At 71.9% G+C, this 17065-nt stretch carries 12 protein-coding genes; 8 read left to right on the forward strand and 4 right to left on the reverse strand.

Features of this window, described 5'->3' with window-relative positions; genetic code table 11:
* Positions 1–37: 37 nt before the first annotated feature.
* The 4 genes from VZQ01_RS41695 to VZQ01_RS41710 form a co-directional block, all read right to left on the reverse strand.
* Positions 38–562, reverse strand: coding sequence for a DUF2267 domain-containing protein (locus VZQ01_RS41695; RefSeq protein WP_223783251.1), 525 nt, complete (start codon positions 560–562; stop codon positions 38–40).
* Between the two features lie 600 nt (positions 563–1162).
* Positions 1163–4291: an efflux RND transporter permease subunit gene (locus tag VZQ01_RS41700; protein WP_426746435.1), complete on the reverse strand. Its 3129-nt coding sequence runs from the start codon at positions 4289–4291 to the stop codon at positions 1163–1165.
* Positions 4288–5487: an efflux RND transporter periplasmic adaptor subunit gene (locus tag VZQ01_RS41705; RefSeq protein ID WP_223748674.1), complete on the reverse strand. Its 1200-nt coding sequence runs from the start codon at positions 5485–5487 to the stop codon at positions 4288–4290. Before VZQ01_RS41705 ends, VZQ01_RS41700 begins: the two co-directional genes overlap by 4 nt.
* Before the next feature lie 5 nt (positions 5488–5492).
* Positions 5493–6926 carry a TolC family protein gene (locus VZQ01_RS41710; protein ID WP_223748675.1) on the reverse strand — a complete coding sequence of 478 codons (1434 nt, stop codon included), beginning with the start codon at positions 6924–6926 and terminating at the stop codon, positions 5493–5495.
* 125 nt (positions 6927–7051) lie between these two features.
* Here VZQ01_RS41710 and VZQ01_RS41715 point away from each other — a divergent pair, with 125 nt between their 5' ends.
* From VZQ01_RS41715 to VZQ01_RS41750, 8 genes are all read left to right on the forward strand, one after another.
* Positions 7052–9022 carry a MopE-related protein gene (locus tag VZQ01_RS41715; protein WP_426746436.1) on the forward strand — a complete coding sequence of 657 codons (1971 nt, stop codon included), beginning with the start codon at positions 7052–7054 and terminating at the stop codon, positions 9020–9022.
* A 22-nt stretch (positions 9023–9044) separates the two neighbouring features.
* A complete protein-coding gene (locus VZQ01_RS41720) occupies positions 9045–9743 on the forward strand; it encodes an ABC transporter ATP-binding protein (RefSeq protein WP_223748677.1) in 699 nt (232 codons plus the stop codon).
* Positions 9740–10546: an MlaE family ABC transporter permease gene (locus VZQ01_RS41725; RefSeq protein WP_426746437.1), complete on the forward strand. Its 807-nt coding sequence runs from the start codon at positions 9740–9742 to the stop codon at positions 10544–10546. The genes VZQ01_RS41720 and VZQ01_RS41725 overlap by 4 nt, the downstream gene beginning before the upstream one ends.
* Positions 10543–11289: an MlaE family ABC transporter permease gene (locus VZQ01_RS41730; protein ID WP_426746438.1), complete on the forward strand. Its 747-nt coding sequence runs from the start codon at positions 10543–10545 to the stop codon at positions 11287–11289. The genes VZQ01_RS41725 and VZQ01_RS41730 overlap by 4 nt, the downstream gene beginning before the upstream one ends.
* Positions 11289–12035, forward strand: a complete 747-nt coding sequence (locus VZQ01_RS41735) for an ABC transporter ATP-binding protein (protein ID WP_426749034.1) — start codon at positions 11289–11291, stop codon at positions 12033–12035. Before VZQ01_RS41730 ends, VZQ01_RS41735 begins: the two co-directional genes overlap by 1 nt.
* Positions 12028–13038 (forward strand): MlaD family protein, encoded by a 1011-nt coding sequence (locus VZQ01_RS41740; RefSeq protein WP_046713709.1) that lies wholly within the window; start codon positions 12028–12030, stop codon positions 13036–13038. Before VZQ01_RS41735 ends, VZQ01_RS41740 begins: the two co-directional genes overlap by 8 nt.
* A gap of 51 nt (positions 13039–13089) precedes the next feature.
* On the forward strand, positions 13090–13851 hold the full coding sequence (locus VZQ01_RS41745) for a class I SAM-dependent methyltransferase (RefSeq protein ID WP_223748682.1): 762 nt from the start codon (positions 13090–13092) through the stop codon (positions 13849–13851).
* Positions 13852–14287: 436 nt separating this feature from the next.
* Positions 14288–17044, forward strand: a complete 2757-nt coding sequence (locus tag VZQ01_RS41750; protein ID WP_426746439.1) for a phospholipase D-like domain-containing protein — start codon at positions 14288–14290, stop codon at positions 17042–17044.
* Positions 17045–17065 lie beyond the last annotated feature (21 nt).

Genomic DNA, 17065 nt, shown 5'->3' on the forward strand with positions numbered 1-17065 from the left:
CCCGGGGAGGCTCTCCGGGGCCGGGCCCACGGCGGGGCTACACCGGCCGGCGGAAGCTGTCGGCCAGGTCCGCGGGGAGCTGCGAGGCCACCGCGGCCACCTCGTCCTCGGGGATGCGGTCCCTCACGGCGGTGAACACCACCGTCATCACGCGGAACGCCTGGTCCACCTTGATGCCCAGGTGGTCCGCCACGTCGGAGATGAACTCCTCGCGCTTCATGCGCTTCGCGTGCGAGGGGCCGCGCAGGATGGTGCACTCGCCGATGAGCTCGCCGATGTCGTCGCCGAGCGCGCGCATCAACTTCACGTCCTCACCGTCCGACAGCCTGCGCGCCAGCGTGCACAGCACGGCGTGAGCGGCGGTCCGGCCGTCCAGCTTGTTGACGCGGACCTCCTGGCTGTTGCCGATTTCGTCCAGGAACGCCTGGAGGTCCAGCGACTCGTCGCGCTCCTTCACCGGGATGATGTTGGGAGGAAGCTCCGTCTCCTGCGCCATGGGGTCGTCTCCTTGCTCGCCGTGGACACACGCGCGCTTCACGGGCGTGCCAGTCACGGTGTCCACGGCGCCGGCGGCCTTCAGCGAGGGGCCACGGGCATCCTCCTCGACCCGCCGGGCATCGCGACGGCGCGACGTCCGGCCTCTCGTCTGCCCGGGAAGGCTCAGTGTGCCGACGGCGACTCGGGCCGAAGGGGCATGCCCCCACAACTGGGGGAACCCTGGAGCCGTTCGCACACACAGAAGCTGTCGTACGACCACTCATGGCAGCAGGGCGTGATCCCAGGCTCGGGGCAGCCCATCTGTCGGACGTCCTCACAGCTGGGCAGCCCGGGGCTGCACTCCAGGACATTGGCCATCGCTCGCTCGTCGGCCACGTCGGTGGCTCCGCCTCCACAACCCAGGCTCAGACTGGCAGCGAGCGCCATCAACCACGGCATCAAGCACTTCATGGTGGATCTCCATTCGTGTGGGTGTCCGAGCAAAGGATGACCGGGCTCCACACATCCTCCAGGAGTCGATGACCCAGCACAAATCAGACACCCTGGGTCAGGTGCACCCCTTGCGTCTTCGACGGAGGAGATGCTCGCGACCCCTCCGCCTGAAAAGCGGAGGGCCGGCACCGGTGAGCTCCGGAGCCGGCCCGCGTCGTCATCTCAGCCGAGCTCAGCCGTGCGTCGCGGGGCGAGGCTCATCGCCGCTCGGACGACCGTGGGCGGCGGGGCTGCCCTCCTCGTCGTCCGGACGCTTGCCGCGCCAGTGGGCCAGCCGCGTCTTCATTCGGTCGGCGACCACGTAGAAGGCGGGCACCACCACCAGGCTCAGCACCGTGGAGACCGACAGCCCCCCCAGCACCGCGATGGACATGGGCGCGCGCGTCTCGCTGCCCGCGCCCAACGCCAGCGCCGCCGGCACCGCCGCCATCATCGTCGCCGTGGACGTCATCAGGATGGGACGCAGGCGCACCGGCCCCGCGCGCTGCATCGCCTCCACCGCGCCCAGCCCCAGCTCCCGCTGCTGGAGCGCGTAGTCCACCAGGATGATGGAGTTCTTCTTCACGATGCCCATCAACAGCAACAGCCCAATCATGCTGAAGATGTTCAGCGTGCTGCCCGTGCCGAGCAACGCGAAGGCCGCGCCCGCCACCGACAGCGGGAGGATGGTCAGCACGGTGACCGGATGCAGGAACGAGTTGAACTGCGCCCCCAGCACCATGTACGCGACGCCAATCCCCAGGAAGAGCGCGAAGAACAGGCTGCCCATCGAGTCGCGGAACGCCACGCTCGCGCCGCCCGGCACCACGCGCACGCCGCCCGGCAGGTCCTTCGCCAGCTTCTCCACCGTGGCCAGCGCCTCCTCCTGATTGGAGCCCGGCGCCACGTTGGCGAAGATGCTGATGGCGCGCTCGCGGTCCCGGCGGGTGATGGCCTGCAGCGCCGGGCGCTCCTCCTGCGTCACCAGCGCCGACAGCGGCACCAGCGCGCCGCTGGCCGTGCGCACCTTGAGCAGCGCCAGGTCCTCCGGACGCGAGCGCTGCCCCGCGAGCAGGCGCAGGCGCACGTCGATGCGGCGCCCGCCCGTGCTGTACTTGCCCACGCGCACGCCGCCCACCAGCGCGTTGATGGTCGTCGCCACCGTCTGCATCGGCACGCCCAGGTCCGCCGCGCGCGCCCGGTCCGGGGTGATGCGCAGCTCCGGCATGCCGAGCTGGTAGTCGGTGTCCACGTCCACCACCTTGCCGCTGGCCTGGATCTTCTCGCGCATCTCCTGGCTGGCCTTGACCAGCTCGTCCCAGTCCGAGCCGCGCACGCTGAACTCCACCGGGAAGCCACGCTGCGCGGAGAAGCCCTGCTGCGACAGGTCCTGCACCACCGCGCGCAGGCCCGGGTAGCCGTTGAGCTCCTTGCGCAGCACCTGCTGGAACTCCGACTGCGTCATGCGCTGGTCGGGCGGCTTGAGCGTGAGCATCATGAAGCCCGAGTTCACCCCGCCACCACCACCGCCCACCAACGCGAAGACGCTCGTCACCTCCGGGCGCGAGGCGGCGAACGCCTCCGCCTTCTCGAAGAGCTGGTTGGTCTCCTCGATGCTGCTGCCCACCGCCGTCTGCATGCGGACCATCAGCCGGCTCTGGTCCTGCGACGGCACGAACTCACCGGGCAGCGCGCGGAAGGCGAACACGCTCGCCGCCAGGATGACCAGCGCCCCGGCCAGCACCCGCCACGGCCGCACCAGCGCCCACCCGAGCGCCCGGCCATAGGCGTGCTCCAGCTTCGTGAAGGCCTTGTCCACCCACACGCCGACCTTGCTGCGCCCCTCACGGGAGGTCTTCAGGAGCTGCGCGCAGCGGGCCGGCGCCAGCGTGATGGCCTCCACGTACGACAGCATCACCGCCACGCACAGCGTGACGCCGAACTGGAGGAAGAACTTGCCGATGACGCCCTTCATGAAGACGACGGGCAGGAAGATGGCGATGACGGCCGCGGTGGCCGCGAGCGCCGCGAAGGTGATCTCCGCGGTGCCCTCGCGCGCCGCGCTCACCCGGTCCTTCCCCTCCTCCGAGTGCCGGAAGATGTTCTCCAGCACCATGATGGCGTCGTCCACCACGATGCCCACCGCCAGCGCCAGGCCCAAGAGCGTGAAGGTGTTGAGCGTGAAGCCCAGGAAGTAGATGACCGCCACCGTCCCCAACAGCGACATGGGGATGGCCAGCACCACGTTCATCGTGCTCGACAGCGAGCCCAGGAAGAGCCAGCAGACGAAGGCCGTGAGGATGCAGGCCAGCATCAGCTCGAACTCGATCTCGTGGACGCTCTCCTCGATGTACTGCGTGGTGTCGAAGCGGATGGCCACGTCCATCCCCTCCGGGGCGTCCTTCTGGATGCGCGCCAGCTCCTCGCGCACGCCCTGCGCCACGGACACCGCGTTGGCGCCGCGCTGCTTGCGGATGCCCAGGCCCTGGGCGGGCGTGCCGTTGACGCGCGCCATGCGCCGCACGTCCTCGAAGCCGTCCTCCACCAGCGCCACGTCGCGCAGGTACACCGGCTGGCCGCCCTGCTCGCGCACGACGATGTCGCGCAGCGTCTCCAGGTCCAGCGCCTCGCCGAGTACGCGCACGTTGACCTCGCGCCCCTCGGCCTCGATGCGCCCCGCGGGCAGCTCCACGTGCTCACGCTGGAGCGCGGAGGTGAGGTCCGTCACCGTCAGCCCGAGCGCGTCCAGCTTCGCGGAGTCCACCCAGATGCGGACGTTGCGGTCCAGCGAGCCACCGACGGAGACCTCGCCCACGCCCGGCACCGTCTGCAGCTTCTCCTTCACGCGGTAGCGGGCGAAGTCGCTCACCACCTGCTGGGAGAAGGGCCCGGACACACCCACCTGGATGATGGGCTGGTCCTCCGGGTTCGTCTTGGTGACGATGGGCGGGTCGATGTCCTCGGGCAGCTGGCGCTGCGCCTGGCTGATCTTCGTCTGGACCTCCTGCAGCGCCATGTCCACGTTGCGCGACAGGTCCAGCTCCACCGTGATGTTGGCGCCGCCCTGGCGCGCGCTGGAGGTGATGCTGGTGACGCCCTCCACCTGCGTCACCGCCTCCTCGATGGGCTCGATGACGTCCGTCTCGACGGCCTCGGGGTTGGCGCCCTCCCACGTGACGCTGATGTTGATGGTGGGGAAGTCGACGTCCGGGAACTGGCTGATGCCGATGCGCTGCGCCGCCACCAGTCCGAAGACGATGGTGGCCGCCATGATCATCCACGCCAGGACGGGCTTCTTGATGCACGCTTCCGTCAGGTTCATCGCCGCGCTCCCTGGCCGCCGTCCTCCGCGCGCGGCTCCGCCGTGAGGGTGGGCTTCTTCTGCTGCACCACCCTCACCGTCACGCCGTCACGCAGGGCCTCGCCGCCGCGGATGACCAGCGTCTCGCCCGCCTTGAGCCCCTCGCGGACCTCCACCCGTCCGTCCGCCGTGCGCATGCCCAGCTCCAGCACCCGCTCGCGCGCCTTCTCGCCGTCCACCACGAAGGCCAGGAAGCCCCGCTCGCTGGCGCGCACCGCCGTCTGCGGCACCACCGGGCTGCCGCCGCGCGTCTCCACCGGCACCGCCACCGACGCGAACGCACCGGGCCTGAGCTTCGCCGCGTCCTCGGCGGACACCTCGGCCGTCACCGGCACCAGGCGGTTGGCCTCGTCCGCGGCCTGCGCCACGTGGGTGATCTTCGCGGTGAACGAGCCGCTCTCCGAGCGCACCGTGAAGCGCGCCGGGAGCCCCGGCTTGATGCGCGCCACGTCCGCCTCCGGAACCGTGAAGCGCAACAGCAGCGGGTCCCGGCGCAGGAGCGTCGCCAGCACCAGGCCGGGCTGGACGTACTGCCCCGTCTGCACCGTGCGCGTCTGGAGCACGCCGTCCATGGGCGCTCGGACATAGGCATCGCGCTGGTTGAGCTGCGCCTGGTCCAGCAGGGCCCGCGCGGAGGCCACGTCCGCCTCCGCGGTGCGCGCGCGCGCCGTGAAGGTCTCCAGCTGCTCGGCGGGCAACAGGCCGGGGCTGGCCTCGTTGACGGCGGTGCGACGCTCGGCGCCGGCCTGGGCCTCCACCAACGAGGCGCGGGCCTTGGCGAGCGAGGCCTCGGCCGCGCGCACGGCGATGGCGTAGCGGGCGGGCTCGATCTCCGCGAGCACATCCCCCTTCTTCACCGCCTGCCCCTCCATGAAGAGCACGCGCTCCACGGCGCCCGCCACGCGGGCGGTGATCTGCACCCGCTCGAAGGCCTCCACGGAGCCCACCGCGTTCACCACGTACTCGACGTCGCGGGCCTCCACGGGGGCGACCTCGACGGGGAACTGGATGGGGCCCCGGCCGCCACCAGCGCCGGGGCGACCGCCCGCCTTTCCGCCCGCCGCGGGGGCCTCGCCCTTCGACGCCTCCGCGTCCTTCTTGCATGCCCCCATGGCGAGCATCGCCACGGCCAAGGTCAGCGTTCCTGCGCGTCGCATCACCTTCACGGTTCCTTCCCCAAAGGATCGAGTCCGACTGCCGCCCTCAAGCCCAGCAGGGCGACGCCCAGCGAGTACCGGCTCCGGGCCAGGGCCACCTCCGCCTCGAACAGCCGCAGCGAGGCGTCCGCCAGCGTCAACGCCGTGGACAACCCCTGGCGGTAGAGGATGCCCTGCTCCTCCGCGTTCTGCTTCGCCGCGCGCGTCGCCAGCTCGCTCTGCGTGAGCGCCGCCCGCGCGTTCTCCAGCGCCACCCGCGCCCGCTGGATGTCCACGTCCACGCGGCGCGTGCCCTGCTCCAGCTCCAGCCTGGCGGCGCGCGCCAGGGCCACCCGCTCGTGGCGCTCCGCGTACCGCTCGCCGCCGTCGAACAGGTTCCACGTGAGGTCCGCGGCCAGGAAGCCATCTCCCGTGCGGCCCGCGAGGCCCTGCTCGTTGGTGAGCCGGTACGTCGCGGACACGCCGAGCGCGGGCAACAGCCGCGCGAGCGGCTCCCACGCGTTGGCCTCCAGCGACTCCACGCGCAGCTGGCCGGCGAGGATGTCCGGGCGCCGCTCCACCGCGCCGGGGATGATGCCGTCGTGCGTGTCCAGCGGGCGGGCCGCGTCGTCGAGCAGCTGCTGGGGCGCCGCGAGCGCGCCCTCCACCGGGTCCACCAGCAGGAAGCCCAGCTCCAGGCGGCTCGTCTGCGCCAGGTTCCGGGCGCTGATGAGCTCCACCTCCGCGGTGGCCACCTCCACCTCGGCGCGGGTGACGTCGTTGGTGCTGGCGAGCCCTCCCTTGGCGCGGGCCTGCGCGTCCGCGAGCGACTGGCGGGCGAAGGCGATGCGCTGCTCGGCGGCCTGGAAGACCTGCTGCTCCTGCAGCGTGATGAGGAACGCGTTGGCGGCCTCGAACGAGACCTGCCGCCGGGCCTCCACCGACTCCATGCCCGCGGCCTCGCTCTCGCGCTTCGCGGCGCGGTACAGCGGGAAGCCGCGCGCGTCGAAGAGCGTCATCCGCGCGACGATGTTCGCGCCGAAGGCGTTGTAGCGCTGGATGACGACCTGCTGTCCGCCGACCTCGCGCGTCGTCTGGTTGGGGCGGCGCGTGTACGTGCCCGTGGCCGTCAGCTCCGGGAAGAAGAACGCGCGGGCCCGCGACACCCGGGCCTGGGCGGCATTGGCGCGCTGCTGGGCGGCGAGCGCGGACTCGTTGCGCTCGGCCGCCATCGCCACCGCCTGCTCGAACGTCAGCGCCGCGCCCGCGGGGGTGGCGTCCGCGGGTGCGGAATCCGCAGCGGCCGGTGCGGTTTTCGCAGCCCCGGGTGCGGAATCCGCAGCCTCGCGCGAGGGAGTGGGAGCCACGGGAGCGTCGCTCTGGAGCGCCTGGGACTGGGAGGGGGCGAGCACCATCCAGGCACACAGGGGCGCGACGAGGGCGGTTCGGACAGTGGACATGAGCGGGAAGTCGAGGGCGGCTGGACGATGCCAGCACGGCGGTCTAAGGGGGAGTTCCGGATGTCCTGGGGTTTACGACGGGGCGTCACGACAGTGGGCGCCTCGGCGCGCCGGAGAATGCATTGATGATGCGTTTATTCCTGGTGGGTGTAGGGCTGCTGACACTTTCGATGACGGGTTGCAAGAGCAAGACCTCGACCAACGAAGGGGGGCTCCGGGTCTTCATCACGTATGCGACCTTCCGGCCACAGTGCCTGACGCTCGCCGTGGAAGATCGCCGGGAGCCGACGCGCCGGGAGTCGGGCGTGGTGACGGTGAACGCGGAGGCCCGGAGCGACACGCGCGTCGGCGTCATCCTGAAGCAGGCGGGCTGGAGTCCGGACCTCCGGGTGATCGCCGAGGCACACGAGGGCTCGTGCGAGGGTCCCGTCATCGCCCGGCAGTCCGCGGAGGTGCAGTTTCCCGAGGAGAACCTGACGGACCTGAAGCTGGATCTGCGCGCCGAGGACCTGGACGACGACGGCTTCTTCGCCATGAAGGGCGACTACCCGGGCACCGACTGCGACGACGCGCGCCCGGACGTGCACCCCGGCGCCACCGAGGTGTGCGACGGCGTGGACAACAACTGTGTCGCGGGCGAGAGCGATGCGCCCGGAAGTGTCCAGTACTGGGTGGACGTGGATGGGGATGGCTACGGGGATGCGAGCGCCGCGCCCCAGACCGGCTGCGCGGCGCCGGTGGGCTTCGCGACGCGCGCGGGCGACTGCGACGACGAGGACATCCTCGTGCATCCGGGCCAGTCGGAGTTCCGCTGCGACGGCAAGGACGACAACTGCGATGGCACCCCGGACAACGACGCGTTCAACGTGGGCGCGAGCTGCGTCACGGCCCAGCGCTGCGCGGGAACACGGCAGTGTCAGTCCGCGGAGGTGGCGGACTGCGTCAGCGCGCTGGTGCCCGAGGAGTACTTCGCGGATGACGACGGTGACGGCCAGGGTGGCCCCACGCTGGGGTTGAGCTGCACTCCACCCGAGCCTGGCGCGGTGACGGAGTCCGGTGACTGCGACGAGGGCTCGGAGCAGGTGTCCGAGAGCGGCACCGAGGTCTGCGACCGCCTGGACAACGACTGCGCCGGTGGGGTGGACAACGGGCTGCCGAGCTGCGGCGCGGTGTCCTGGAACGAGCGGACGGTGCTCAACGACACGAGCGCGCGGTTCGACGCGGTGGCCAACTATCAAGCGGAACGGGGCTGGCTGGCCGGCAGGAGCGGTCGCGTCGTCCATGTGGCCGGCAACACCTTCACGGCCGCGACGAACTGCGCGGGCGACTGGCGGTCCGCATGGGCCGCGCCGAACGGACGCGTGTTCCTGGGCTCGAGCGACGGACGGTTCGCCACGTCGATGCCCGGCGAGCTCAACACCGCCTGCGAGACCCGCCCCAGTGGCCAGCCGGGCTCCATCAACGGGCTGGTGGGCTTCCCGGACCCGGAGAGCAACGTCTTCACCGTCTATGGCGTCTCCAGCGGGGGGCACGTCGTGTCCTGGAGCTACGACCATGGCGCCTCGGGGAACCAGCCGGACCCGACGATCATCACCCGATTCGCGGCGAACCTGCGGGACATCCACGGCCTGAGCGCCGAGGCGTTGGTGGTGGTCGGCGCGGAGACGGTGAACGGCGAACAGCATCCGGTGGCCTGGAGCTCGCCCCAGACGGGGACGACCTGGACCCGCGAGGCGCTGGGCCTCCCCGAGACCACCACGGGCTACCTCAACGCGGTCCAGGTGCTCACCCCCCACATGCTCTACGTGGCGGGTGATCACGGCCTGCTCCTGGAGAAGGCGCGAGGCACGTGGACCCAGAAGCCGGCGCTGACGGTGAACGGGGGCACGGTGCCGAACCTGCGGGACATCCTCGCGTTCGGCCGCACGGGCATCTACGCGGCGTCGTCGGAGGTGAACGACCTCCACTTCTTCGACGGCACCGCGTGGAGCACCGTCGCCACCCCGTCCGCGACGGTGAACGCGCTGGGCGGCTTCGGCCCGGGCGAGGTCTGGGCCGCCGGCCACGACGGCCTGCTCACGCGCTGGAAGCCCTGAGCGGCGGGAGCCGGGTTCCACCATGGACCTGCGTGCGGAAGGCCTGACGGTGAGGCATGGCGCGCGCACCGTGCTCGCGGAGGTGGCGTGCGCGCTGCCTCCGGGCACACAGGCGGTGGTGCTGGGCCGCTCGGGCGCGGGCAAGACGACGCTGCTGAAGGCCTTCGCGGGGCTGTCGCCCGCGTTCAGCGGAAGCGTCCTGTGGGATGGCCAGGACGTGGCGGGCCTGTCCGCCGCCGAGCGCCGCGCGCGGCAGGCCTCGTTCGGCATGGTGTTCCAGACGGACGCGCTGTTCGACTCGCTGACGGTGCGCCAGAACGTCCTCTTCCCGCTCACGCGTCGGCGCGTGCCCCACGACGAGGCGCAGGCGCGCGCGGACGAGGTGCTCCGCGCCGTGGGCCTGACGGACGCGGCGGACACGCTGCCGGAGCGGCTGTCCGGAGGCATGAAGAAGCGCGCGGGGCTGGCGCGGGCCTTGGCGGCGCGCCCGTCGGTGCTGCTGGCGGATGACCCCTTCGCGGGCCTGGACCCGGGCACGGCGCGGCAGGTGGCGCGGGTGCTGCTGGAGGTCTCGCGCGGAGGCACGCTGCTGGTCGCCGCGCCCGAGGCCCCAGTGGACCTTCCCCTGCCCCGCTGGCTCTACCTGCGAGGCGGGCGGTTGATATACGACGGGGCACCCGCGCCGGAGCTGGAGCGCGAACAGGACGAGGTGCTCCCGTGAGCCCATCGCCGCGCGTCGAGAGCCCCGGGCTGAGGACCGTGCGTGGCGCGGGCGCGGTGGGGCTGGAGGCGGTGCGCGGCGCGGGCGCGCTGGCCCTCGTCGCGGCGCGCACGGTGCTGGGACTGCCGCGGCTGGAGCGACGCGAGCTGGCGCGGGCGCTGGTGCAGTTCGGCTACGACTCGCTGCCCCTGGCCCTGGCCACCGCGGCGCTGGCGGGCGTCATCGTCGTGCTGCAGTCGGGGCTATACATCCAGCGCTTCGGGGCGCGGGCGTTCCTCGGGTGGGCCGCGGGCTACGGGGTGCTGTGGGAGTTCGGTCCGCTGCTCTTGGGGCTCATCATGTCCGCGCGCATCGGCGCGAGGAACGCGGCGGAGCTGGCCACCATGCAGGTGGGCGGGCAGATCGAGGGCCTGCGAGGCATCGGGCTGGACCCGTTCGCCATCCTCGTGGCGCCGCGCGTGGTGGCGATGGAGCTGAGCATGCTCGCGATGAGCACCTTCACGTTCCTGGTGGCCATCCTGTTCGAGGCCCTGGCCGCGCTGCTCACCCTGGACCTGCCGCTGCGGACGTTCTTCGGGACCTTCGCGCACATGCTGAGCCCGCTGGACATCCTGGGCGGCGTGCTGAAGACGGGGGCCTTCGGCCTGGCCATCTCGCTGGTGTCCACGGCGGTGGGGCTGTCCGCGCGGGGAGGCGCCCAGGCGGTGGGACGCGCGGCGGCGGGCGCGGTGGTGCGCGGGTGCGCGGCCATCTTCCTGCTCGACTTCGTGCTCACGCTCGTGCTCGCCGGGTGGATGACATGAACCGGGTGCTGCGCTTCTTCGGCGCGCCGGTGGTGCTGTTCGCGCGCACGACGCGGGCGGGGCTGCGCGAGGGCGTGTCCTGGCGCGAGTCGCTGGTGCAGCTCCACGAGCTGGGAGGGCGCAGCGTGTGGTTGGTGATGACCGGCATGGCGTTCTTCGGGGCGGTGCTGGTGACCATCGCCAACAGCCAGGCCCGGCGCTTCGTGGGGAACGTGGCGGTGCTGGGCCCCGCGTACTTCGAGCTGCTGATTCGCGAGCTGGGGCCGGTGGTGTCCGCGCTCTTGACGGCGTCCCGCGCCGGGGCGAGCCACGCGGCGGAGCTGTCCACCATGAGCGTCAACGAGCAGGTGGAGGCGCTGGAGATGTCCGCGGGAGACCCCTACTCCGACCTGGTGGCGCCGCGCGTGGTGGCGGGCGTGCTGGGCGTGCCGCTGCTCAGCCTGTTGGGGACGGTGGCCGCGACCCTGTCCGCCGCGGCGGTGGCGGGGCTCGTGTTCGGCGTGGATGGCCGGGCCTTCATGGACCCGCGCTACGTGGATGGCTGGGACCTGATCGCCGCGGGGCTCAAGGCCGTGGCGTGCGGGCTGTACATCCCGCTGGCGGCGGCCGTCGCGGGCCTGGGCGCGCGAGGAGGCGCGGAGGCCGTGGGCGAGGCGACCACCGACGGCGTCGTCGCCGCGAGCCTGGGGTGTCTGTTGATCGACCTGGCCGTCTCCCTCGCCTTCCACCTCGTGCGCCTGTGATCGCGGACGACGCCCCTCCGGACACGCTGCGCTTCACGGACGTGCGCGTCGCGTTCGAGGGTGGGCGGCGCGTGCTGGACGGCGTGACGGCGGAGGTGTCCACGCGGGAGCTGACCTTCATCGCGGGCGCGAGCGGCTCGGGCAAGAGCGTGCTGTGTCGGATGGCGGTGGGCCTGCTGCGGCCGGACTCGGGCAGCGTGGAGCTGTGGGGCGAGCGCGTGGACACGCGGCCGGAGCGGGAGCTGGTGAAGCTGCGGCGCCGGGCGCCGTACCTGGTCCAGGGCCCCGCCCTGCTCGACTGGCGCACGCTCCGGGAGAACGTGTGGCTGGCGGACCCGACGGCCCCGGTCGAGGCCGTGGAGTCCGCGCTGGAGCAGGTGGGCCTGCTCGAGTGGGCGGACCGGCTGCCGCCCGAGCTGGGGCCCGGGGCGAAGAAGCGGACCGCCATCGCGCGGGCGCTGGTGCTCTCACCGCGCTACCTGCTGCTCGACGAGCCCACCACGGGGCTGGACCGGCGCGCGGCAACGCAGGTGGAAGAGGTCATGGCCTCGCTGAAGGCGCGAGGGCTGGGAGGTCTGGTGGTGACGCATGACTATCGCCAGCTGCGGGGGCTGGCGGACCGGGTGTTGGTGGTGGCCCAGGGGAAGTGCGCGTACCTGGGGCCGCCCGAGGGTTTCCTGGAGTCCTCCGCGCCGGAGCTTCGCGTGCTGACGGCGCCGTTCATGGAGGGTGCGACGGATGGATGAGCGACGGTTGGAATTGAAGGTGGGCGCCCTGGTGCTGGCGGCGGTGATGGGCGTGCTGGTGTTGCTGTGGTTGATGGGCGAGCTGTCGCTCGGCTCCAGCACGGTGCTGCCGGTGGACTTCGGCCACACGGGCAACGTGGTGGAGGGGGCGCCGGTGAAGCTGGGCGGCGTGCAGGTGGGGCGCGTGCAGGCCATCCGGCTGATGCCGGAGCGTCGGGATGCCCAGGGCCGTCCCCTGCCCGTCCGGATGGAGCTGGCGGTGTCGCCGGAGTCGCTCGGCGCGCTGCGCTCGGATGCGCGGGTGACGGTGGCGACGGTGGGCCTGCTGGGCGAGCCCTACCTGGAGCTGAACCCGGGCACGCAGTCGAGCGCGCTGCCCGCGGGCCAGGCCGTGCGCGGCACGGATGCGCCCCGGCTGGACCTGCTGGCGGAGAAGCTCTCGCGCTTCATCGAGATGTTCTCCGAGATGCTGGAGAAGGACCCGGAGGCGGTGACGGGGCTGGTGGCGAACATCTCGCGGCTGACGCGGACGCTGGACGAGGTGCTGACGGAGAACCGGGGTGACGTGAAGGTGCTGGCCTCCGAGCTGGCGGCGGCGTCGAAGGACCTGCGCCAGCTCTCACAGCTCGCGCGCGAGGCGCTCCAGCCGGGAGGCAAGGCGGCGCGACTGCTCGACGATGCGGCGGCGACGGCGGCGGTGCTGAGGGGCGAGCTGCCCGGGCTGACGAAGTCCGCGGGCACGACGCTGGATGGGCTCGCGGCCCTCACCGGCTCCCTGGGGCCCGAGGACGGGCAGCGCGTGAAGCTGGCGCTGGAGAAGCTCACGGCCGCGGCGGGACAGCTCGACAGCATCGCGGCCCGCGCGGACCGGGTGCTGGCCCGGATCGAGGCCGGAGAAGGCACGGCGGGCGCGGTCCTGCAGGATCCCACGCTGTATGACGAGCTCAGAACGCTCGTCACGGATCTGCGCAAGCACCCGTGGAAGATCCTCTGGAAGGACTGACGTGACGCCTTGCCGTGACACGGCGAGAGGGCCCCGGTAGGAACCCAGACCATGTCTCGAAGCTATGAGGACCTGGAGGCGGAAGCCGCGAGCGTTTCGGTGGAGGGCTGGGACTTCTCCTGGCTCGACGGACGCGCGACCGAGCAGCGGCCCTCCTGGGGCTACCAGAAGCAGCTGGGCGCGAGGATGGCCCGAGCCTCGGCGGCGCTCGACATCCAGACCGGCGGCGGTGAGGTGCTCGCGGGCGTGGCGCCCCTGCCCCGCCTCATCGTGGCCACCGAGTCCTGGCCTCCCAATGTCGCCAAGGCCACCCGACTGCTCCATCCCCGGGGTGTCGTGGTGGTGGCGGACCCGGACGAGCCTCCCCTGCCCTTCGCGGATGAGGCCTTCGACCTGGTCGTCAGCCGCCATCCCGTGACGACGTGGTGGCGGGAGATCTCCCGTGTCCTGCAACCGGGCGGGACCTACTTCTCGCAGCAGGTCGGCCCCGCGAGTGTCTTCGAGCTGGTGGAGTACTTCCTCGGTCCGCTCCCGGCGGAGGTCCACCGCAAGCGGCACCCCGACGATGCTCGCGCGGAGGCCGAGGCCGCGGGGCTCGAGGTCATCGACCTGCGCCTGGAGCACCTTCGCACCGAGTTCTTCGACATCGGCGCGGTCATCTACTTCCTGCGCAAGGTCATCTGGATGGTCCCGGGCTTCACCGTGGACCAGTACCGCCCCCAACTGCGAGCCCTGCACGAGCGCCTCCAACGAGGTGGCCCCTTCGTCGCGACCACGACGCGCTTCCTCGTCGAGGCGAGGAAGCCGTCATAGCCTTCGATGTCACGAGGCCAGCGCGCCTCGGCGTCAGGGCGAGTAGGTCGACATCCACGCATCGATGTCGTGCCCCGCCGTAGCACGTCCCAGCTCGAATCCCCTCCCGGTGCTCCGACACGTCACGCCCACAGCCCAGGATGATGCTCGCGACGACGAGCGCCACCCACTGCCTCCCGCAACGCATTGAATGGGCCATGCCCTGAGTCTTGGCACGCGACAAACCAGACTCCTTGACCGAGGCAATCACTTTCGTCCGGCGCACGACTTCGCGAGGTGGCAGTCTTCCCCTGTCCGACGTGGCCTCCGGAGTTCCTGCTCCCTCGTTCCAGTGACGCCAACCGGGCCGGTTCCCGGCATGATGGCTCCAGGGTCGTCCCGGAGCCGAGCGTCGGTGAAGGCGCGGCCCAGGTCCGTCCCGGGAATCGCGCACCCCATGTTCCGACGTCTGGTGGTCGTCTTCGATGCAGGCTCCGAGTCCGAGCACGTCCTTCACGCGGTGCGGCGACTGACGTCCGAGCCCGAGGCCGTCTATCTGTACGGACTGGTCCCCGAGCGCAGCGAGCTGGAGGCACCTCCGCCCACCAGCCTCACCGTGCTGGACCGGCTCCGGCACACGCTCCAGGACTGGAGCCCCGCCATCCAGGTCACCGGCGCACTGGAGACCCATCTCGACATCAGCGACCTGGTCCAGGTCTCGCGCCGACACGGCGCCGGGCTCGTCGTGCTCGGCCCCCTGCTGGACACGTCTCCCAGGGCCCGGGTGGGCGCGATGCTGCGGCTCGTCCTCCGGGAGCACCTGCCCGTGCTCTCCCTGGGGCGCGCGCCGGACACGGCCAGCACCGAGCCCTCACGCATGGCCCTGGCCATCGCGCCCGATGGCCGGGGACTCGGAGCCGTGGCCAGCTTCCTGTCCCACTGCGCCCAGCCCTCGGAGCTCATCGCGCTCACCACGGGCCTGGCGCCGGAGCAGACCGGAGAGCTCCAGGCGCTCTCGAAGGCGCTGGGCATCACCCAGACGCTGCTCGTCGAGTCCCTCACCGCGAACGCCGCCAGCAGCCGTGCGGAGGCCTTCGACGACGTCGCCCTGCGCTCGGGCGCGGGACTGCTCGTCGTCCCCACCGACTCCCTCGCGGACCTGGAGGCCCTGTACGTCGGGATGACGGGCGCCCGCGCGCTCCAGGAGGCCCGCGTCCCCACCCTCCTCCTGCCGCGAACCCAGACGGGGCTGACGCTCTTCGAGGACCACCCCGCCGTCTCCGATGCGCTGGTGGCTCCCGGCCTGGCCCCGCGCTTCGCCGTCGAGCGCGTCGGCCTCCTGTCGAGCGTCAGCCTCCTGGAGCCGGGCCTCGTGACGGTGTTCGCGAATGGCGCCGCGCTCGGCGAGGTCCGTCACCAGGGAGGCACCGCCATCCTCGACGCCACGTGGCTCGGGCACCTGCGCGGGCTGCATCCCCTGGCGTTCTCCTTCTCGGACACCGCCGCCTCGCGGGAGCTGGTGCCCGGCTACGTGCTCGCCCCGGACAAGCCGCTGCTGCTGGTCGACAGCCTCGTCGAGGAGGACACGCTGCTCGCCGTCCGCGAGCTCGCCGAGGACCGGTGCCACCTGGTCTTCGTGCGGATGCGGGACAGCGACTCGCTCGACGAACAGCGCGCGCGGCTGCGTGAGCACCTGCCCGACCTGGCGTGGCCCCTGCTGCTCGACGCCAGCGCGTGGCTCGACGATGCGCGGGCGGACGACGTGCCCCGACAGGTCGATGGACAGCGACTCCTGCGCGTCGCCACCCGACTCGCCGCCGCGCACGTCCCCATCGCCGCGGTCATCACCCGCGACACCTACAAGCCCGTCCACCCCGCCATCCGCACGCTCAGCCCCGAGGAGTGCGAGGCCCTGCCCCGGAACACGCCCCTGGAGCCGCTCCCCCTCCCGTCCGAGCAGGATGCCTGGGCCCGGGACCTGACGCTCGCCGGATGCAGCCCGCGCATGGCAGGCCATCACATCGACTTCGAGCTCGACAACGCCCAGGCCCGCGAATCGGTCCTGGCCGCCATCGACGGGGCGCGGACCACCGTCCATTGGCAGTGCTACATCGTCGAGGACGACCCCATCACCGCCCGCATCACCGAGGCGCTGAAGCGGGCCGCCACCCGAGGTGTCCGCGTGCGCTTCCTCGCCGACGCGCTCTACAGCGGGCACGACTCCTTCGGCGCGCTCAACCCCGCCCTCGTCGGTCTCTCCGGGACACCCAACGTCGAGGTGCGCGCGATTGCTCCGCTCGTCGGAGGCCCCAACCTCTACGAGCTCAAGCAGCGCAACCATCGCAAGCTCACGCTCGTCGACTCCACGCATGCGTTCGTCTCGGGTCGGAACCTCGGCGCGCCGTACTACACGGGCTTCGACGAGGTGCCGCTGCGCCGGGATACACACTACCGCGACATCCCCTGGCTCGACTGCGGCGCGAGACTGGAAGGCCCGCTGGTCACCGACCTGGAGCGCGCGTTCCTCGCGGAGTGGACCCGCGCGGGCGGCGAGCCGTTTCCCCTGACGCCCTGCGCGCCGGCGGGGACGATGGCGGCCCGAATCGCCCTGCACGAGGGACTCAAGGACACGCACACCCTGGACACGCAGCTCGCGCTCATCCGCCACGCGCGCTCACGGCTGGTCCTGGTGAACACCTTCCCGCTGCTGCTCGAAATCCAGAACGCGCTCATCGCCGCCCTGAAGCGCGGTGTCCGCGTGGAGGTCCTCTTCGGCAGCGTGCGGCCCCATCACGGCGACGCGCGGACCTACTTCCCCGGGGGCGCGATTCGAGAGGTGGCGGACCGCTACGTCCGCAGCCGCCTGGACGCGGTCATCGCCGAGGGCGGCATCGCCCACGAGCTGGCGCTGCGCTCGCGCCCCGGTTGGGAGCCGGAGCTGGAGCGCCTCTTCCCCCACGTCCACGCCAAGCTCCTCGTGTGCGACACCCGGGCCGTCGCGGTGGGCAGCGCCAACCTGGACGTCACCGCCGCCTACTGGGAGAGCGAGGCCCTGCTCGTCGTCGAGGACACCCCCTTCACCGAGCGGATGCTGGCGGCGCTCGAGGCCCTCTTCGCCACCTCGCGCCGCATCGACCGGGAAGACCCGCGGTGGCGCGAAGAGGTCGAACAACGCGCCTGGGTCGGCCGCAACTGGCCCTCGCTCGTCGGCTGAAGGCTCAACACCCGGTCAGCC

Source organism: Myxococcus faecalis, assembly GCF_050039385.1.
GTDB classification, from domain to species: Bacteria; Myxococcota; Myxococcia; order Myxococcales; family Myxococcaceae; genus Myxococcus; species Myxococcus fulvus.